At 67.6% G+C, this 20,056-nt stretch carries 15 protein-coding genes and 1 pseudogene; 15 read left to right on the top strand and 1 reads right to left on the bottom strand.

Annotated features, from left to right (window positions below):
• The first annotated feature begins 49 nt into the window (after positions 1–49).
• The 11 genes from J4Z35_RS09865 to J4Z35_RS09815 all read left to right on the top strand — a co-directional run bounded on the left by J4Z35_RS09865 (position 50) and on the right by J4Z35_RS09815 (position 11,150).
• Positions 50–475: a hypothetical protein gene (locus J4Z35_RS09865; protein ID WP_041229527.1), complete on the top strand. Its 426-nt coding sequence runs from the start codon at positions 50–52 to the stop codon at positions 473–475.
• Between the two features lie 14 nt (positions 476–489).
• A complete protein-coding gene (locus tag J4Z35_RS09860; RefSeq protein ID WP_136788925.1) occupies positions 490–849 on the top strand; it encodes a hypothetical protein in 360 nt (119 codons plus the stop codon).
• A gap of 26 nt (positions 850–875) precedes the next feature.
• Positions 876–1,724 (top strand): hypothetical protein, encoded by an 849-nt coding sequence (locus J4Z35_RS09855; protein ID WP_208065556.1) that lies wholly within the window; start codon positions 876–878, stop codon positions 1,722–1,724.
• Positions 1,725–1,789: 65 nt separating this feature from the next.
• Positions 1,790–2,092, top strand: coding sequence for a hypothetical protein (locus J4Z35_RS09850; RefSeq protein ID WP_136788927.1), 303 nt, complete (start codon positions 1,790–1,792; stop codon positions 2,090–2,092).
• Positions 2,093–2,106: 14 nt separating this feature from the next.
• A complete protein-coding gene (locus tag J4Z35_RS09845; protein WP_208065555.1) occupies positions 2,107–2,946 on the top strand; it encodes a hypothetical protein in 840 nt (279 codons plus the stop codon).
• A gap of 24 nt (positions 2,947–2,970) precedes the next feature.
• On the top strand, positions 2,971–4,698 hold the full coding sequence (locus tag J4Z35_RS09840) for a hypothetical protein (protein ID WP_208065554.1): 1,728 nt from the start codon (positions 2,971–2,973) through the stop codon (positions 4,696–4,698).
• Positions 4,699–4,988: 290 nt separating this feature from the next.
• Entirely contained in the window at positions 4,989–6,512 is a 1,524-nt protein-coding gene (locus J4Z35_RS09835; RefSeq protein ID WP_208065553.1) for an SCO6880 family protein, read from the top strand.
• A gap of 151 nt (positions 6,513–6,663) precedes the next feature.
• Positions 6,664–8,193, top strand: coding sequence for a hypothetical protein (locus tag J4Z35_RS09830; RefSeq protein ID WP_208065552.1), 1,530 nt, complete (start codon positions 6,664–6,666; stop codon positions 8,191–8,193).
• 112 nt (positions 8,194–8,305) lie between these two features.
• Complete coding sequence (locus tag J4Z35_RS09825) at positions 8,306–10,138, top strand: TraM recognition domain-containing protein (protein ID WP_208065551.1); 1,833 nt, start codon at positions 8,306–8,308, stop codon at positions 10,136–10,138.
• Positions 10,135–10,959: a hypothetical protein gene (locus J4Z35_RS09820; RefSeq protein ID WP_136788933.1), complete on the top strand. Its 825-nt coding sequence runs from the start codon at positions 10,135–10,137 to the stop codon at positions 10,957–10,959. The genes J4Z35_RS09825 and J4Z35_RS09820 overlap by 4 nt, the downstream gene beginning before the upstream one ends.
• Entirely contained in the window at positions 10,956–11,150 is a 195-nt protein-coding gene (locus J4Z35_RS09815) for a hypothetical protein (protein WP_158148166.1), read from the top strand. Before J4Z35_RS09820 ends, J4Z35_RS09815 begins: the two co-directional genes overlap by 4 nt.
• A gap of 61 nt (positions 11,151–11,211) precedes the next feature.
• On the opposite strand, the gene mobF is transcribed toward J4Z35_RS09815, so the two are convergent.
• Entirely contained in the window at positions 11,212–16,968 is a 5,757-nt protein-coding gene (gene mobF, locus J4Z35_RS09810) for a MobF family relaxase (protein ID WP_208065550.1), read from the bottom strand.
• A gap of 384 nt (positions 16,969–17,352) precedes the next feature.
• On the opposite strand from mobF, the gene J4Z35_RS09805 reads away from it, so the two are divergent.
• The 4 genes and pseudogenes from J4Z35_RS09805 to J4Z35_RS09790 all read left to right on the top strand — a co-directional run.
• Positions 17,353–18,657, top strand: coding sequence for a hypothetical protein (locus tag J4Z35_RS09805; RefSeq protein ID WP_208065549.1), 1,305 nt, complete (start codon positions 17,353–17,355; stop codon positions 18,655–18,657).
• Between the two features lie 27 nt (positions 18,658–18,684).
• The gene (locus J4Z35_RS09800; RefSeq protein ID WP_208065548.1) at positions 18,685–19,122 is read left to right on the top strand and encodes a hypothetical protein; all 438 of its coding nucleotides are present in this window, start codon (positions 18,685–18,687) and stop codon (positions 19,120–19,122) included.
• A 103-nt stretch (positions 19,123–19,225) separates the two neighbouring features.
• A complete protein-coding gene (locus tag J4Z35_RS09795; protein WP_208065547.1) occupies positions 19,226–19,738 on the top strand; it encodes a hypothetical protein in 513 nt (170 codons plus the stop codon).
• Between the two features lie 149 nt (positions 19,739–19,887).
• Positions 19,888–20,056, top strand: a pseudogene (locus tag J4Z35_RS09790) (IS3 family transposase); the annotation flags it as partial.

Raw genomic sequence — 20,056 nt, 5'->3', positions numbered from 1 at the left:
GCCGTCGAAGCCGCTACCGACCGGGACGACGAGGGCGAACCCCCGGGGAATGAAGGACGGTCTCGAGCACGTCAACCGCGCTGATGCGGCGGCGACGGCAACCGCGTTCTTGACGGCCCTGAATGCCCAAGACACGGCGATGGACACCACGCCGTGGAATGCCGCCGACCGCGCCGCGCAGCTGGCGACATCTTCCTACGCCGCGCAGCTTCGTCAGCAGGTCATCGCCGCGCCCGGCGCGGCCTGGAACGCGATGAGCGCGGCGAAGGGCTACACCACCGTCGCGGTGAAACAGATCCCTGCCGATGACCCGCCGCCGAGCTCGCCGACCGAGAAGTACCTGACGTTCCAAGTGGTCGTCACGACGCACGGGGCGAAGGCCGAGCCGCTGAAGTCGAGCACCTTCGTGCACCTGCAGCGCGCCACGAGCAGCGCGCCGTGGCAGGTGGCCTCATCAATGGCTAGTTACGAGTGAGCACGGGAGGACACATGACCATCATGAACATCACATCTCGCCGTCATCGTCGTCCGGCCAAGCCTGGCCCTGTCATTGGGGGCGTCCGCCGCCGTCGACGCGGCCCGATCTTCTACCTCATGACTTGGCCCTATCACCGCCGGTTCGCGCCTGCGCCGGCCTGGATGATTCGCCGTCAGCGCGTCGCGTACTACCTGGAACTCGTCCCGCGCTTGTCCGGGCGCGGACAGATCAGGGCGCTGGTGTGGCAGATGCGATGGGCCCTGACCGCTGCCGGGGCGCTGGTGGCGTTCCTGTACGTCTTCTTCACCGTTTGGGCGGTGCTTTCCCTCCTGACGATGGGGCTGATTCCCATGCCGCAGGCACCGAAGTGACTGTCTTGGCCCGCTCGCACCCTGGCGTGAGCGACGAAGGCGACCGCCCCGAGTACACCGACACCGCGAAGGAGGAGACCAGCATGAGCCACCCCGTCACCCAGGATGTGCGAAACGACGACGTCGAAGGCGCGTCCTGGCAGAGCCCCGGCGCGATCATCGTCGTCGGCGCGATCCCCGGCGCGGGTGCTTCGAGCATCGCCTGGTCGATCGCCACCGCGTGCGGACGTCTGCTGGGCACTGATGAGGGCATCAGCGTCATTGACGCGGCAGCGCCGCGTCGCTCGGTACTGCGAGGCATGGCCCACCACAGTGGCGCGGCAATGCCGGTCACCGCGACGGCGCGTCTCGTGCCCTCTCGTGCTGGGGCGGCGACGATCACCTACCTCGAGGGCCTGATCGATGAGCGTGTCGATGAGCCTGACCTGTGGCCAGCCCAGGCGGGTGCGCGGATCGTCGATGTGGGCCTCAGCGCCGAAGAAGCTCTTAGCCACCCCAGCGCTGGAGTGTGGCTTCGGGACACGGGCGCACGGATCGTGCTCGTGTTGCCCTCGAACGTGTCGTCGCAGGTGCGCTGTGAGGCGCTCCTGGCCGCGTGGTCGAAGCAGGGATGGGCGCCCATCGACGATGTCGTCCTCGTCGGGCCGAACACTGACGCGGTTTCGGGCACGTACTTCATGGCCGAGGCCATGAGCACACCGCTGCGCGTGGATTACCTGCCCGACCTGGCCACCCGCGGCCTACCCGAAGCGGAGACGGCTATTCCCGCCGCGTTGGCGGCATGGGCTCGCATCGGGGAAACGATCACCGCTGACGTGTTTGACCTGCACGTGCCCGCATCCACGTCACGTCGGCGCTGGGGGCGTAGCCGCTAAGAACTTCCACCCCCACTGGGGAGTGGATCGCAAGAAAACCCGCATCACACACAAGGAGAGTCATCATGCACACCTCACTGGCACTGATCCAGCACGGCGCTCAGCTCGTCGCTGACGGCAACGGCGTGCCCAACCCCGGCGCGAAGGCACCCAAGGGTGTCGAGGCCAAGGCGAGCGACATCATGGCCTACATCAAGTGGGGAAGCTTCTTCCTCATCGTCGCCGGCGGTTTCGCCGGTGTCGGCGCTCTGGTCGGCGGCAAGGTGCTGGGCCACCACAAGTCCGCGTCGGTCGGGATCGGCATCCTGTTCGTCGCGGTGATCGCCGGAGTCATCTGGGCCGCCTGGTACGCGTTCATCACGGCCTGAGGACACAAGCGATCATGCTGCGCCGCGCGAAGAAGACCAAGCCCGCCAAGGCCACCCCGGGATGGGTGGCGTGGGCGGTGATCGCGGGCGTCGCGCTGATCTTGTGCGTCGGACTGGCGGTGGGGGCGATGCAGTGGATGGGTGGCGGATCATCCACCTCCCGTTCTGCTGCATCGCCGGCCGCCACCTCGCACACGACAGCGGCGCCCAACACGAGTAATCGCGCCCAGCAGGACGCGATCGCCAACCGCCCGATGCCCGAGGGCGACTCGACGAACATGGACGCCACCAACTTCCGCCCCAAGCCCGAGGTGCAGGCCACCACACCCGACCTCGTGCTGCCCAAGAGCACCCGCACCGAAGCGGGCGTGGCCACGGGTTTCCCGAAGACTCCCGAGGGTGCGGTCGCTCAACTAGCCGCCCTCAACGTCGCCACGTACAACAACCTCGACGTCAATGCTGGTCGCGCCGCGTACACCGCGTTCGCGATGCCCGGCGCGGTCGGGTTGGCCGACTGGAACGCGACGAAGATGGCGATGCGCTACTACGCCGACAATCCCAGCACCGACCCCACACGCATGCGCGCCACGTTCACTCCCGTCCAAGGCCTGATCAAGGGCAGCGTCGGCGACTCCTGGACTCTCGCGTGCGTGAACGGCCAGGTCCTCTACGCCTACAACGGCGACTCCAACCGCATCGGGGTGTGGGACTGCGCCCGAATGCAGTGGGACGACGGTAAGAAGCGCTGGATGCTCGCGCCCGGCCCGAACCCGGCCCGTGCGCCGCTGACGTGGCCGCGCGACGAGCTTTCCTATCGCGCGGGCTTCCGCGACCTGCAGAACGTCCCCAACTAGTTCCGAACCTGCAAGGAGGCCCTCATGATCCCTGGAATGCCCAGCATCGGTGACATGGTCAGCACGGTCATCGGCAAGTTCGCCGAGATGTTGTGGGGCATCTTCGGCCCCATCCTCGCCTCGGTCTTCACCTGGATCGACAAGTCGACCGAACCGACGATCATCTACACCCCTGACGGGCCGTTGGGGAAGGTCTTCCCGATCACGTTGTGGATCGGCGGGTTCCTCGTCGTCGCGCTCGGGTTCGCGCAGATCGGGCTCACAGCCGTCAACGGCACGCGATCGTTGTTTGCCCTGCTCAAGGGCACCGCGCAGTACCTGCTGCTGAGCGGGTCGTCGCTGACGATCTTGTCGGTCGTCTCGTCGTTGGCGTCGTTGGCCGCCGCGGGCATCATCCAGGCTGGATTCGGCGTGGATTCATGGTCCGGTCTCAGTGAGCACGGTGACTTCGGGCAGAAGACGCTCAGCGGCGTCACCGGGATCGCGTTGCTGATCGTCGTCGCGTTCAACGCGGTGCCGTTCACGTTCGGGTTGCTGGTCGAGATGATGATCCGCGAAGGCGCGATGGAGGTCCTGGCCGCGACGTTCCCGATCATCGCCGCCGGACTGGTGCACGAGAAGTTCGCGCGTTGGTACTGGACCGGAGTGCGCTGGATGCTCGCGCTCATCTTCATGCTGCCCGTGCTGGCGTTGAGCATGGTGATCGGTCACAGCATCGCCCAAGGAGCGGGAAGCGCCGCCGGGCAGGGAATGTCCGCGCAGGTGATGCAGGCCCTCGTCGGCGGTTTCGTGTCGATCATTGGTCTGCTGTGGCCCTACTTCCTGTTCAAGCTGTTCGCTTTCGTTGACCCCAACACCGTCTCTGGGGCGAGCTTTCGCGCGTCGCTACCGCAGGGCAAGAAGGGTGGCGGCGGCGAAGACACCGAAGGCGCAGCCCAGGCCAGTGAGGGCGCCTCGGACAGCGGCGCTGGCGCAACCGACTCGATGGGCTCCAGTTCTGGCGGCAGCGCGGCTGGCGGCGGCGCTGGCGCGGCCGGTAGCGGTGGCGGCGCTGCTGGGGGAGCAAGCGGTGCTGGTGCTTCCTCCGGCGGTGGCGTGATGGCGGCGCTGGGCTCGTTCTCGGCCGCCGCGACGAGCGCGAGTGAAAGCGGTGCGACGCAGGGACACACGTCGATGGACAGCGCCGGAGCGGGCCATCGCAGTCAGCCTGGCGGCACGTCAGGCGGCGGTGAGCGTGGTGGGGGCTCGCGCCCGAGCGCCGATGACGGCAGCAGCGATGACCAGGCCGGGCGCCTGAGCGGACCCAGCGGCAGCGATACCGAGTCCACCACCAGTGGTGGGGACGCGACGTACGCCGACGATTCCTCTGCCACCGATACGCACGGCGCACCCGGCTCGGGTCCGGCTGATGGCGGTGCTGATTCTGCGGGAGCTGACCCCTACGGCGACGACACCTCCGGTGGCAGCGGTGGCGGCGACTCTGGTACGAGCGGATCGTCTGGAGGCTCGGACTCCTACGCCGATGAGTCCGCCGGCGGTTCAGGCGATCGTTCAGCTGCTGGCTCCTCCGGTGGCGGCGGGTACGCCGTGGCCAGTGAGGACATCACGCCCGGCGCATCACCCGACAGTGACCGGGCGCAACAGGGCGGTAGCTCTGGAGGTTCCGCTGGGGGATCAAGTCCCTCCGGTGGCTCTGGTGGCGGCGGCGCAAGCGGTGCCGGTGGCGGCGAGGCTGCAGCGGCGGCCGTGTGATGAAACGGCCAGTGAAAAACCCCGGCTTGGGACCCGACCCGATGCAGCTGCGCAACGTCACGCAGCGCCACCGAATGATCGCGCTGGCGATAGCTGTGGTCGGCGCCGTGTTGGGCGCGTTCGTGCTGTGGGCCGAGTGGCGATACCTGGTTGCCCAGCAGGGGTATCTGCCTCCCGATCCCATGCCACGACGCCCCCTCGTTCATCCGGTTCGCACTCCGTGGTGAGTGCGTCTTCCCACCCGCGCCGCTTCGGCGTCCCATCGATTTCGTGAAAGGAGCGTGGTCCTCGTGAGCACGTTGCATTCTGGTTGGCACAACGAGCGGATCTCGCTGCTCGGCACCTTGGGTACCCCCCAGTTCGTCGTCCTTGGCCTGGGACTGCTTCCGGCCCTGTTCTTCCTGCAGGCGCAGGCATGGATTCTGTTCGCCGTGGCACTGCTGAGTTGGTTGCTGTTGTTCGCGGTGGTGGCGCTGCCCATCCGTGAACGGCCCGCGTGGTTGTGGATCGCTGACGGACTCATGCACATGATCGGCAAGAGCACCCGCACCGACCAGTACACCGCCAAGGCCGTGGGATCGGGTTTGAGCAGCGAAGAGGCAACCCAGTTCGATCTGCCCGGGGGCCTGCAGGGTTTCGAGGTGTTCGACGGGCCGACACACGCGCCTTCGGACATGCGCCGGCTGTGCGTGTTGAAAGACCCCGAGGGCGGGTGGGTCATGGTTGCCAGGCTCGAGCACCCCGGCCTATCGCTGACTGACCCCGACGCGGGAGACCGGTGGGCCTCCGCCCTGGGCGACATGCTCTCGGCTGTGGCGCGCGGTGAGCAGCTGCCGCACCGGGTATCGCTGTACGTGCGCACCGTTCCCGACGACGGCGCCGAGCGTGCCGCGTGGCGGCGCGCGAATTCGCCCACGGATGTGCCCGAGCAGGTCGCCCGGGACGCCGAAGCGGTGGAGGCGTCGGTGCTGTCGCAGTCGATCTCGCACGAGGTGTACTGCGCGATCCGGTTCCGGGATGAGGCCCTCGTCGCGGGAGCCTCGCGCTCCACGCGACGCACACTGGATTCGAGGATCGCGGCGATGTACCGCGCACTGCCGGAGGTCACCGGACTGTTGACCTCGGCTGGGTGTGAGCAGGTGACGTGGTTGTCGAAGGGTGAGGTCGCCGCTGCGGTGCGCACCGGGTTCAATCCGGCTGCGGCGCAGTCGATCCAGGTCGCCCGTGCGGCGAAGGCGCTCGGTTTCGAGGCGTTCGATGAAGTGCAGCCCGCGGTTGCTGGCCCATCGGCGGCGCCGAGTCCGCACGCGCGCTACTACGACCACGACGGGTTCCGTTCGGCCGCGTATTCGCTGATCCTTCCTGAGATGGGCACCCAGGTCGGCTCGCTCGGACCGCTGCTGACGCCCGGGCAGCCGGGGGAGCGCCGCTCGCTGGCGTTGCACTACGAACCGTTCGACGACAAGGAAGCGTCCAAGGCTGCCGAAGCGCAGTCGACGAACGCGTTCTTGCAGTCGGAGATGAAGGCCAAGCGCGGCTTCCGCGTCTCGGCCAAGACCCGCAAGCTGCGCCAGGTCACCGCAAGCCAGGAAGAAATCCTCGCGCGCGGGCACACCCTGACGCGCATGACCGGGGTCGCGGTGGTGACGGTGCCGGCGTCGATGCCGATCGAGACGCACATGGCGCTCATGGAAGCCTCAGCCCGCCGACGCAAGTTCGAGCTGATGCGCCTCGACCTGGCCCAGCCGCTCGGTTTCGTCTCCGGCGTCCTGCCGTTCGCGGTCGGCATGCCCAAGCGCAGGGGTGCGAAGTGAACCGCGCGCAGGACGACGCGCCACGCACGCGCCCGGAGCCGTTCGCACTCGTGTTCCGCGACGAGCACGCAGGGCGCGAGATGTTGCGCCAGCAGCGGGCCCAGACCACTCGTCACTACACCTCACAGCCTCGAACGAGGGGAGCATCCTCATGAGTAAGCGACTGCGCACGCAGGGCCAATCGTTCGCCGAAGCGTTCGTCGAGCAGGGCGTGGCCTTCCCCACAGCCGCGACGGCAGAACCGGACGCGCCGAAGGACAAGCGCACCGACTTCCCAGCACGCCCGCGCAAGCACGGCACGATGCGTGCGGGCTACGGCTGGCAAGCGGTGGCCGAACCGCGCGGGCGCGTGTACCGGGCCACCACTGATCAGGTGGGCGGCGTCTTCCCGTTCCTGACGGCATCGCCGCTGCCGAAGTCGGGAGCCACACTCGGCTACGTCGCCTCCAACGGAACCGGGTTCTACGTCGACCCCTGGCAGTGGGTGCAGCAAGGCCTGGTCACCAACCCGAACTTGTTGCTGCAGGGCGCGCCGGGTCGCGGGAAGAGCGGCACCGGCAAGGCCCTGGTGCGGCGGATGCTGCGCCACGGCGGGCGAGCGTTCATTCCAGGCGATCTGAAGAATGAGTGGGCGGAGTTGTGCCGTGAGTGGGGTCAGGAGCCGTGGGAGGTCGGTCCCGGTATGCACGCACGCATCAATCCCCTCGACCCTGGCCCCCTCGCTGCGGGATGGGACGGGTTGAGCCAGGACCAGCGTGATGAGCGCTGGGTCGACATTCGCGCGCGCTGGTTGACCCTGCTCGAGGGTCTCATCGGCGCTCAGGACGTCGACGTCAACACGATGATCCAGGAAGCCCTCGCGGCCGTCGTTGACGAGTTGACCGGCGCTGACGCTGAGGGCGGAAACGTGCACACGGTGCCCGACATCATCATCCCCGAGGTGTGGCACCTGGCACACAACCCGACGCCGCAGCTGCTTCGACGGTTGAAGTACGAGAACGAGCGCGACTACTTCGACAAGGTGCGCCCCATGACTTCGGCGCTCAGCGTGCTGGTCAACGGCTCGCTCAAGGGGATGTTCGATGCGCGCACCACGGTCGACGTCGACTGGGATGCACGCATCCACTCGTTGTCGATGCGCCGGTTGAAGGAGCTGGCCAACGATCAGGTGATCGGGGTCGCGCTGACGTGCGCGAATTCGTGGGTGACGGCGATGACGTCGGTGAACACCACCGGCCAGGTCACGATCATCCCGCGCGACGAGGTGTGGCGAGTGATGAGCCTCGGTGTGAACGCGATCAAGAGTCTGGACTCGAACCTGCGCCTGTCGCGTGACGAGAAGCAGATTCAGATGCTCATCATGCACAAGCCTGGTGACCTCACCGGCGTCGGGTCGGCCGGCAGCAAGGAAGCCAAGATCGCGGGTGACTTCTGGTCCCTGTGTGACACGAAGATCAGCTTGGGCCACTCCTCCACGATCGCGCACGAAACCGCTGAGCAGTGGGGGTTGTCGAGCCAGGAGGAAGCGGCGATCTCCAACTGGTGCAACCGCAAGCGTGGCCGTGCTCTGTGGCGAGTCGGCGATCACGCCTTCCGCGTGCAGACGGTCCTAACCCCGTATGAGGAGCGCGTGCTGTTCAACACGAACGAGATCACGAATTACGGCGACGAAGACGCCTGAGTGAGTCCACTGGACTCACTCACTCGCCCCGCTGAGTCCAGTGGACTCGGCCCAACCGGCTGAGTCCACTGGACTCACCCGCCACCGCGTAACGCGTAAGGAGATGGCAGTCATGGCACGTGACGTGCATAGCAGGGAGCAGAACGAGATCATGCGTCAGCTGGGGCTGCTGGCCCTGGTCGTGATGCTCGCCGTCGTGGTGATGATGATCCCGCTGGGCGGCGCACTCGCGGGCCTGTGGCATGGGGGACGGTGGGCCTGGCCCTCCGGCGCGTTCATCACCACGATGCGCGACATCGTGCTGCACCCCGACCGGCCAGCACAGGCCTACCCCAGCGACATCCGCTCGGCTCTGCCAGGGCCGGTCGGCTACTGGGCGAGCGTTGCTGCCCTCGAGGCGCTGTTGCTGTTCACGGCGGTGTTCGTCATCGTGGCGATCGCGGCTCGTCGAGCCAACTACGGGATGCTCACGCGCGCCCAGTTGAAGAAGGCGATGAAGAAGGCGCAGTCTCCGATGGCCCCAATCGGGCGATACCTCGGCGTGCCGCTGCGCCCGCGCCCCAACGACGCGATGCTCATCATCGCGCCGCAGCAGTCGGGTAAGACGACGGGGTTGGCTGCACCGGGGGTCAAGGACGCCCCGGGCGCTGTCGTGGCCTCGAGCACGAAGGTCGACCTCATGGGCTTGACGATCTTCACGCGCCACGACCCCGATGACACCGGCGATGATCGTGAGGTGCACGTCTTCGACGTCGACCGGGTCAGCGGCTGGCCCCGGTTGTGCCGGTGGAACATGGTCGAAGGGTGCGAGGAAGCCGATGTCGCACAAGACCGTGCCCGCGCCGCGATTGCGGCCTCGCCCGAGGCCAAGGGCGAAGGCGGAAACAGTGCGTTCTTCCGGGGTCAGGCCGCCATCGTGTTGTCCGGTCTGTTGCACGCGGCCGCGATCAGCGGCGGCACGATGCGTCAGGTGCGCGACTGGGCGTTCGACTTCGGCAACGACGAGCCCCGCGAGATTCTCGCGAATAACCCGCGCGCTCTTCCTGGCTGGGAGGAACGATTGCGTCGCGCCACCCAGGGAGATGCGACCCAGACGACCGCCTCGACGTCGATGACGCTTGCGGGTGCGCTGGAGTGCCTGTCGAACCCTGAGGTGCTGGAGATGGTCTGCCCGCCCACGCCGGGTAGCGGCATCTACAGCCAAGGCCTGGACGACGAGTGCTTCGACATCGCCAGGTTCGTGGCACGTAACAAGGACACGCTGTACCTCGTGACGTTGGGCGGCGAAGGGGTGAGCACGGCGCCGTTGGTGACCGCGTTCGTCTCGGCCGTCGTGCGTGAGGGGCGGTTGTTCTCCCAGCGTCAGCCCGGCGGCAAGATCACCCCGCCGGAGACGTTCATCCTCGACGAGGCCGCGAACGCAGCACCGATCCCGTCGATGCCGACACTGCTTTCCGATGGTGGCGGACGCGGGCAGACCACGCGCGTGTTCGTTCAGGCGTTCAGCCAGGGCCGCGACAAGTGGGGCCGCGAAGGCTTCTCCAGCATGTGGGGTGCGACCAGTTTGAAGATGCTTCTTCCCGGGTGCACCGAAACGGAGGACCTCGAGCACATCTCACGCCTGATCGGGGATCGCAAGATCCGTCAGGACTCGATCTCCAGTTCCGGGCTGTTCGGCTCAGGGCAGGTCAGCACGAATAACCAGCCGGGAATGGAGCGCATCATGCCGGTCGACACGATCCAGCAGCTCGACGACTTCACCGGGTTGTGCATCTACAAGAACGTAGGCAACGCCGTCATCGACGTAACGCCCTGGTGGAAGCGTCCCGATGCCAAGGACTTCAAGAACAGCTTGACCCAGTTCGAAGTCGTGTGCGGCTCACGCGCTGAGCTGCCGCCGTCGACGTCCCCGGCTCGTGGGCGTTCTCGTAAGGCGCGAGCATGACCTCGCGCGAGGACCTGGGAGGGTGGGGCAGCGACCCTGTGCCACCCCCGCGCCAGGATGTGACGACGCCGCCCGCTACTGACGCGGCGGAGGTCAAGCGCATCGCCGTCGAGCTGGTCGCGAACACGCACGAGGCGCTGGGGCGCCTCGAATCAGTGGAGCAGTCACTCAACGAGATCGACGCGATGCTGGCCGAAAGGCCCGCGGGCGGCTCATGGTGCTGGCGCTACCTGGACGCCTACGAGCGAGTCGCGTTGCTCACCGAACTACGCGAGTGGGTGGACTGGATGAGCGACCGCTACGACGTGCGCTCCATCATTCGTCCGTGCTGGTTCCATCATGGGCCCGTGGTCGAAGAACTGACCGGGCTCTACGTGGCCTGGCGCGCCACATTCGTCGAGGTGCCCCGCGCCTACAGCGACGTCGTCGTCGCGTTCCACGACCGCTGGTTCTGGCCAGTGATGCGCCGTGTGCGTGAGTGGCAGTGGATGGCGAACTGCAACGGGGTCACCCACAAGGACCGCTCAATCGACATGCCGGCGACGAACGGTGACGACTTCACCCGCCACCTTCACGAGGCGATGGAGGGGATCACGCCAGGCGAGGACGCCGACGCGGTGCACGCTGCGATCGAGGCGGGCGAAGCGACGCCGCTGCGGAACCCTGCGAAGGACCCCACGACGCCGGTGTTCTGGCGTGGCGCCTGGTGGGCGGTGCTGGCGAACTCTCCGGATGGGTTGTGGGTTCCGCGTCCGCAGCGTGTCGCCGCGAAGCTGCAGGAGCTGTACGACGAGGCTCATCACCAGGAGCAATCGTCATGAGCGGCGAAGTGGAGGAGCTTTTCGCGCAGACAGCGGAGATGTACCGCAAGTCAGCGCTCGCTCAGCGACGTGAGCAACGTCGTGAGCTGACGCGAGCCGCACGTGAGGCGCTGGGGCGCGATGACCGCGTCAGCGAGGTCGAGACGATGATCCTGATCGACGGTGAAGCACGGTCGGTGAGCCAGCGGTAGCTGGGCAGGTGACGGACGGCGGTGGGTGTCCCTTCGGGGGACGCCTACCGCCGTCCTGTGTCTACCGCTGTGGTCCGCGCTGGTCGGGCGCGATCGGGTCGATGTCGTGGGTGGCGCGAGATCGTGTGGCGTCCTGGCGCGCTCGGGCGATGCGTTCGGTGATCTCAGCCATCGCAGCGCGGGTCGCGCGCGTGTTGGCCCCTGCACGCTCGAGACGGACGGCAAGGTCGTCAAGCTTGGTCTGGCTGACCTCGACCTGCTGGGCGGGCCGCGCCTGGTCGCCGTCGCTGCTGGGCGTGGCCCATTCGATGTTGGTGGCGAGGGTCTCCGTCCACACGACTTCGCGCATGTGCTCGAGGTCGTCGTCGGAAGCGTCAGCGCCCATGAGGGCCGGCGCGGCGAGCGTGATGGTCTGGTCCCATTCTTCGACGGGCGTAGCGGCGACGGCGTACCCGACCTGGCGGGCCGCCATGATGGTGTTCTCGATGGTGGCTCGCTCGGTTCCGGCCTCGTAGGTGCGGGCGATCTGGTAGGCGAGGTCGACGACGGCGGGGGTGTGCATGGTGTCGGTGGTAAGCACCATCTCCAGCATGTCGGGGTTGGTTTCGTACAGCTCGCCGGGGTCCTTCGCGCCGGGGATGGGGATGGATCGCATCGCGACTCCGCGGGTTGCGAGTTTCCAAAAAGCCTGCTGGGTCGCGCTTTGGCCCGCGCGGTCGTTGTCGAGGGCGAGGTAGACCTTTCCCTCGCGCGCCAACCCAGCGAAACGGTCGGCGTGGACGTCGGTGAACGCGGTTCCGCCGGTGGTGATGCCGATCATCTGCCCCTTGGACGCCAAGGTGACCGCGATGGCGTCGATGGGGCCTTCGACACGAACGGCTCCGGGTTGGGTGCTGACGCCGTGGGCGCGGGCGGCGGCGTAACCCTCGTTGACGCCGTAGATCATGCGGCCCTTGCTGAACGCGGGCGTGTCAGGCGAGTTGAGGTACTTCGCGGGCGAGTCATCCAGGGCGCGGGCGTGGAAGCCGATGATTTCGCGGTGGGCGTTGTGGATGGGCAGCATGACGCGGTTACGGAACAGGTCGTAGACATCGCGCCCGCCCTTGTTCCATTTCGCCAGGCCAGCGTCGACGAGTTCGGTGTCGCTGGCGTCCATCGTCTCGCGCAGGTGGGTGACAAGATCGCGGGCGTCCCATGGTTTGTTCGCACTCATCGGCGCGTATCCCGGCTCGTACGCGGTGGCGCTCAGGTCTTCCCCGAGACGCCGCGTGACGTAGGCGGCGGCAGGCGACTCGGAGTACTGGGCGCGGTAGAACGCGTGTGCTGCCATCGTCAGGTCGATGACGCGGTCTTCGCTCGTGGTGAACTCGCGCGCCCAGGTGTCTTCTTCGCGCTGGGCGTCGTCGCGGCGCGCGTCGTGTTCGGCGTCGGCAGCGGCCTCGATGCGTGCTTGTTCGGGCAGGGCGTCGCGCTGCGAGGTGCGGCGGGGGTCGCGTTCGGCGGCCGTGCGGGCCAGGAACGCGTCGACGTCCGCGTCGTACAAGTCGCCTTCACCGATGAGCTCAGACTCGGGCGCCGTGGGCGCAGCGGTCTCGGGGATGCGCCACAGCAGCACCTGCGCGAGGTCGTGAACTCCGAGACGGCCCGGCTCGTGATCGGTGCCGGGCTGAGGTAGCGCCGCCTTCTCGATGCGGTCGACGGCGCTGGTGATGACGGTTTCGGCGCTGAGGCCAGTTGTGGTGGCGGTGTCGGTGACGGTGGCGACGACGCTGGGCCACGCGGGGTCGGCGATGACCCATCCGGCCAGTTCCGCGCCGAGGGCGTTCTCGAGGGAGGGAGTCCAAGTTGGGCGCAGACGCGCGCTGGCGTGGCTGTTCTCCGGTGCGGCTGCGTGGGCGCCCAGGTGGGGCAGGACACGGAACCACAGCGCGTCGGCGGCGTGTTCGTCGGGCAGGGGCGTGTGCTCGTCGCTCATCACGTCGTGCAGGATCGCGGCGACGTCGCGTCCTGCGGTGTGCGCGGCGTCCAAACGGGCGGCGAGGGTGGGCCACCACGCGTCGGTCAGGACGCGCGGTTCGCGTGCTTCGATGATCGGCACGAACGCGCTGGCGGGGTTGGTGACGGCGGGTGCGTGGCGTTCGACGCGCTGCAGCAGAGCGTCTTGGTAGGTGCGCTGACGCACGCTCAGGCGGGGTTTGCCGAGCAGGTCGGGCGACTCCTCGGGCACGAATGTCGCCGCGCGCCACGTCGCGATGTCGGCGTGCAGGTCGGGGGCGTCAAGGAAGGCGCGCGACCATTCGGGCGCGTCCTGACGACCGGTGGCGTGCACGCTGTCACGGATGCGTGCGGCGTCGGTCTGGACGAGCTCGTACCGTTCGCGCACCCACGCCCCGTAGGTCGCGTCGTTGCGGATGCGCTCGGGGATGCCTGGCACCCACGGCAGCGGCCCGGACGTCGCGGCGCGGGACTCGGCGTGTGGGCCGAGACGCCAGTCGAGGACGGCGGCGACGTCGCGGGCACCCTCGAACGTGCGCTCAGCGGCGGCCTCGCGCAGCGCGGCGAGGGGGTCGATGTCGTCGAGAGCGAGGTAGGCCAAGTGGGCGTGCAACGTGTCCCAGGCGGGCGCATCGCTCACGCCGGGCACGATGCGCTCGGCCTGTTCAGCCAGTTCGGCCATCGCGTCGTCACCGAGGATGCGAGCGGCGGCGTGAGCGAGGGCGTCCTCGTAGCGTGGCAGCGACGCCGCGATCAGGGTGCGCGGGTCATGCTCGTCACGCAGCATCGTCGTCGCGGAGACGACGGCGCCATCACGCGTGATGACCTGCTCGAGGGTTTCGACGACGGTGGGCGGGATGAGCACCTCGGGCGCGATGATGTTGTGCTCGTCGCCGTCGCCACCGTCGGGGACGAAGACATGGTTGGCGTGGCGTCCTCGGGTCGTGCCGACGTAGAACAACTGCCGGTCTTCGCCCCCGGACAGCAGCGCCAATCCCTCGTCGACGGTCTGACCCTGCGCGCCGTGAAACGTGCTCGCGTAGCCGAGGTCGACCTGGGTGGCGACGTACTCGGCGGGCAGCGTGACGAGGTGGGTGTGGGCGTGGTGTTGGACGCGCAGTGAGCCGTCGTCGCGCACCTCGGTGACCGTCCAACGGTCACCGTTCTTGACGAAGTCGGTGGCGTTCATGACCAGGCGGCGGTTGTTCTTGCGCGTCACGATGGTGTCGCCGACGCTTGCTTCCAGACCGGAACGCAACGCGACACTCGGACCGGCAGGTTCGCCACTGAGCGCGAGGCGAGCGGCGCGGGCGCGGGCATTGAGGTCGGTCACCACGTCGTTGGAGTGGGCCATCATGAGTGCCTCGCGCCCACGCGCGGTGGCGTCGCTCCAGGCGGTGAAGACCTGATCGGCCAGGGCGGTTTCGTTGCCGACGTGGACGCGGCCGGCGTCGAGGTAGAACCCGAGTGCTTCGGTCTTACCCGAGCGGACGGCGAGGGAGGCTTCGGCTTCGCCGGGGGTGGTGAAGCGCACCACTTCGCTCAATGTCAGCGCGCCCACATCGGTCGCGATGTTCTGCAGAACGCCGCCAGCGGCGGGTGAAGCGAGTTGCTGATCGTCGCCGATGAGGCGCACCTGCGCGCCCCGGCTGGTGAGGTATTCCACGGCAGTAGCAAGGTTGCCGGTACCGGCCATTCCGGCTTCGTCGATGATGACCATCGTGTTCGCGTCGATGGTGTTCATCCATGCTGGCGGGGTTCCTGCGCCGCCGCGGATGTGCCACACGAGCTTGTCGAGGGTGTCGGCTGAGGTGTCGATGCTGGAGCCGAGAACCTTCGCGGCGGCGGCGCTGGGCGCCAGGCCGATGACGGTACCGCCGGACTCGGTCCACGCCTTCGTCAGCACGCTCATCGCGGTCGTCTTGCCCGTCCCGGCCGGGGCCAGCGCCAGCTGCAGCATGCGACCGGAGGTCGTCATCTCGCGCACGAGGTGGGCTTGCCCGTCGTTCAGGGTGACGCCGTTAGCGGTCTGCTCGAGCAGCGCGACGTCGACGGCTGCGGTGTCGAGGACGCGCCCGCCGTCGACGCGAGCGGCCTCGAGCAGGGACGTTTCGGCATCGAGGATGGCGGTGGTGGTGAACTTCTCGCTGAACGCGCGCCGGTACACCGAGGTGCCGTCCGCGCGGCGCATGTCGTCGGGTTCGGTGACGGGGTCGATCGCGTCGATGCGGGTGCTGATCTGCGCGCTCGTCGCGGCGCGCACGAGGTCATCAACGAGGGTGTTTTCGGCGGTTTCGCTCAGCCCATAGCGGCGCACGCTGCGCTCAGCCTCAGCGCGGATGTGTACCAGGTCGAACACGGCACGCTTCGTGCTGACGCGCGCGATGATCTGCCGGGCGAGGTCGTCAACAGCCTCCGGTGTGGTCGGTCTGGGCGTCGCGAGGGCGTGATCGCGGGCGGCTTTGCTGGCCTGCTGCGCGGCTGCGAACAGCCCCCGCGCGTCACCGGGAATGTCTGATCCTTCGGCTCGCAACGCGGCGTCGATGCGGGGCGTCCACGTCGCCAACTGCTCGTCCAAGGAGCGCGGTTCAGCCTTGTCCTTGCGCGTCTGAGCGTGTGCGCGGCTGGAGATTTCGAACGTTTCCTTCACCGATGGCGGGCGCCCGTGCTTGGCGGTGAACTCGGCGGTCATCTGCGCCATGACCTCGCGGATTTCTGCGCGACGCGAGCTCATCGCCTCGATGAGTTGGGGGTTGATCCCGGCGACCTCACGCACGACCTGCTTGCCGTCCTGCCCGCTCCCATCGCGCACCTCGAATGCCAGACCGAGGCGCCGCGACTTGGCTTCGAGGACACGGTTGTAGTGCTCCGATGCACTCACTGCCGACTTGTAGATCGCTTGCCCGTCAAGCGCCAGCCAGCGGTCCGGGTCACGCGTGGATTCCCTCGCGGCAGGCTCGTCAACGGCGAGCTGCACCTTGGAACTGATCGCGACATGGGTGTGCAGGTGGGGGTCGCCATCGCGGCTGTCGCGGTGCGTGAACGCCGTGGCCATGAGGCCGCGCGTCTTGACCTGGCGCAACCCATCCTTGCCAGTGCGGGTGAACGTCGCGTTGTCCTCGACCCACTTCAACGCGTCCGCGACCGCATCGTCGTGGACTTGCTGTAGTTGCGCGCGCTGCTCGGGCGTGGCCGCCGCCCACAGGATCGTGAACGATTTCGGTGCCGAGAAGGTGAGGTCGAAACCGGCGACGCTCGCGGGGTTTTGACGGGTCTCGCGGGTGATGAACGCGCTGAGTTCTCGCTCATCGAGCGGGGCGCGATCGAAGGTCTCAGCGAACTGTTCGCGGGCGATGTCGGTGCGGATTTTCTCGCGTACCTCGTCGGGGATCTCGTCGGTTCGTCGCATCCCGTGCGCCTTCAGCCAGCGGTTGAGTGCTCGGCTGGTGTGCACGATGAGGGGGCTGGTGTTCTCGGACGGGTCACGAAACGGCGTACCCAACCGGGTTGCTTTCTCCAGCTCGGTCGCGTTGCTCGTGGCGCGTTCGGCGTCCGCCATGACCGCCTCGGCGTTGGGGTGGATGCCCTGACCGAACAAGTTCTTCATCTGCGCTTCAGTGACGACTTCACCGGCGCTGAGTCCAGTGGACTCACCCAGCCCGTCCAGCCCCGAACCCATCCATACGCCCGGTCGCTCGCCCTTCTCCGAGTAGTAGTCGGCGAGGGCTTGGCCGTTCGTCTTCGTCACGTCATCGCGTGCGACCTGCTTGGTCAGGTAGGTGTAACCGCTGCCGGCCGACAGCTTCATCAACGTCATCCCCATGACGCCGCCACCCCCAGCAACCGCCGAATCACGCGGTTTTTGAGCCCATCCGGGCGTGCCTCATCATCGGCCGTGGCGGCGGTGATGTGGGGCATGGAATTTCCCTTCGACCTCACCAGGAAACCACGGGCGATCACGTCGTGTCGAGGTGTTCAGGTTATGTTCAGCTAATGCTCAGAATAGGCCGACGCACCGAAGATGCAAGAGGTGCGTCCAATTTGGTGGGTTTGAGTCTTGCGGGTCAGGTCGATCAGGAATCGACCACTGTGAGCCGTTGGACCACTCTGAAGTGGTCGCTTGTTATGCCAACCGGGGTCGGTGGTGTGTCATGCTGAGGGTGGGAAACGACGGCACGCACTGAGTCACTGACGAGGTGGTGCCCACATGAGTGAACTGACGAACTCTGAATCGGCCGAGCAGCGCAGGAGTGAACTGCGCCGGTATCACGACATCGAGTTCCATCAAGACGACGCATCGAACGCGCAGATGCGTGCGTGGGAAACCACCGTGCGTCAGCGCGAGGCCGAGGTGCTGCGTTCGGCGGACGCTGCGGGCCTGGGCGATGAGGACAACGCGTGGCGTGCTGCGTACGCGCCCGAGCAGTGGAACGCGGCCCTGCGCGTGGAGGCGCTGCACAGCCTGTACGACGATGACTCCTCCTCCGGCGTGCTCGTCACCGCTCCCGACCTCGACGCGCGCGATTCGGACGCGTCGCATGTGACGTTCTGGGAGAACATCCAGCTCGAAGAAGCGCGTCACGAGATGCTCCTGTCAGGCCCCGCGCGTGACGGTCGTCCTGGCCTCGCCCCGGACGCGATGCGCGCGCGCATCGACCTCGAGGCACGCGTTCGCGAGGTCGAGCAGGACGTCATGACTTCGCCGGTGCTCGACACACCCGAACTTCAGTGGGCCGAACGCCACGAACCCGACCGTTGGCGTTCATTCGTGCGGGCCCAGGCGCTTGAGCATGTCGCGACGCAGGTCGTCGCTACCGCCCGTAGCCAGGGCCGCGATCCGCTCGAGGCAACCAACGACCTGAGCGTCCTGCTGAACGAGTCGCGTGAACGCGCTGGGGGTCTCGTCGAGACGCCGGTGGCGCAGGGCCGCGACGCGACGCCCGTCGTCACGACCGCCGCGCGTGAGGAATCCCTCGACGACGACTCTCCCCCAACCCCCGGCCGCGACCTCGAGGTGAGTGTGCGCGGTGATGATGAGGACGCACCGCGCTACGTCGGCATCGACACCAATGCTGAACGCCAGCGCTTGGGTGATGACCCGGCCGAGCACGCCGCCTGGCTCGGCGTGAGCGTCGCCGCCGCCCAGGCGCTCGGTGAAGAGTTGCGCGATCGGGCAGCGACGGAGGCGACCTGGGCAGCGCCCGGTGAGGTGACGTCGGCACGTCTGAGTGACCTGAGCGATGACGAGGTCGAGCAGGTCATCAACGTCGGCCCGAACCCCTCCCCCGAGATCGTTCCCGCGCCTGATCGCTACGCCGACAATCCACTCATCGGGCGCGGGCGTAACGGCGGGCGCATCGACATGAGCCAGGCCCAAGCCGGGATGCAAGGCGACACCGTTAACCGCTCCGCCTCGAGTTTGGACTCCATCGGTGTCGGCCACCCCTCCTACGGCATGAATACCCGCCCCGATCACCCGCAACCGGGAACCACCCCCCAGCAGCAACGCTGACCCACTCACTCACACTTGGAGGCACCCATGGCACGCCCCTCAGTCGGCCCCGTCACCGCCCGCACCCGCGCACGCGAAGCCGTCGCGGCACTGGCCGCCGAACGCGCCCAACGCGACGCACGCATCGCCGCGTGTGCCGAGGAGTGGTTCAAAGCCGACGACACGATCACCGCCGCGCAGCGCCAACTCGCCGACGCCCAGGACGCGCAAGCACGCGCGGTCGGTGACCTCGCCGCCGAGAACGTCAGCGTCGACGACACCGCCGTCCTCCTTGGTCTCGATGCGCGCGATGTGCGCGCGCTACGCAAACGCGCCAAAGAACTCACCCCCGCATCTGAGAGCACCGCTGACGACGCAGCAGGCGACGACTCCACCGGCGGTGCCGGCGTGCGCGACGCAGCAGACGAGGATGACGCGGCGCACGCCGAGATCGGCCCCGACGCTGACACGTCACCGACACCGTGAGCTCATCCGCACGCGCGCGATTGTCTCCATCGCAGACGGACACCACGCGCGTATCGACCGGGATCGGCGGCGTTAGGTCGCAGGTGCAGCATGGGACGCGGTCATGATGACTCGCAGTGCTCGCTCGCTCCTGGCCCACGCCGTGCACGACGAGCAAGTCCGCCAACGCTACTGGGCGAAGGTCGCGCGCCCCAGCCTCGACGGGTACACGTGCTGGCCATGGGTGGGCAGCCTCCATCCCAAAGGCCACGGAAGGTTCTGGGTCGGCAACCTTCACACACGGCGCGGCCCGCGCGACGTGTGCATCATCGCTCACCGCTTCGGCTGGGCACTCGCCCACGGGGTTGACGCACTCGATGACGTCCCCGTCCTCGCGCACGCATGCGACGAGCCGTCCTGCCAGAACCCCACGCATCTGCTCACCTCCGACTGGGGCGACAACCTGCAGCAGTACCGGCGACGCCGCGACATCCCCGGCTCCCCCCTGCACGACACACGCGGCCCCGGTGGACGCGCGCGCGCCATCCGCGACGCGCTGCTGACCGGCGCTGACCTGCGTGACGCCCTCGAGGCAGGGCACAGCGTGCTCGACACCGACCAACTGAACCTTTTCTAGGGGCACGCCGTGCACTATCACCTCACCATCAACGACTCCGACGTCACACTCAACGCTCGCCCCATCGACGTCCCCGCGGGCACTGATCCGCACCATGAAGCGCCCTGAGTTTGTTGGAGACTCCTGACCTTGGAAACGAGGATGGGGTTATGCCGAAGGAACTGGCGAATGGGAAGCCGACGACGCGTCGCTACTCGGTCGAGGAGAAGGCCGCCGCGGTGCGGATGGTGAGGACGCTGCGCGCGGAGCTGGGCGTCACGCAGGGGACGGTGCAGCGGGTCGCGAGGAGGCTCGATTACAGGGTCGAGTCCGTGCGGC

It is taken from the genome of Dermacoccus sp. NHGro5 (assembly GCF_017565385.1).
Classification (GTDB): domain Bacteria; phylum Actinomycetota; class Actinomycetes; order Actinomycetales; family Dermatophilaceae; genus Dermacoccus; species Dermacoccus nishinomiyaensis.
Note: the sequence above shows the minus strand (reverse complement) of the source record. Positions and strands in the feature narration are given on the sequence as shown.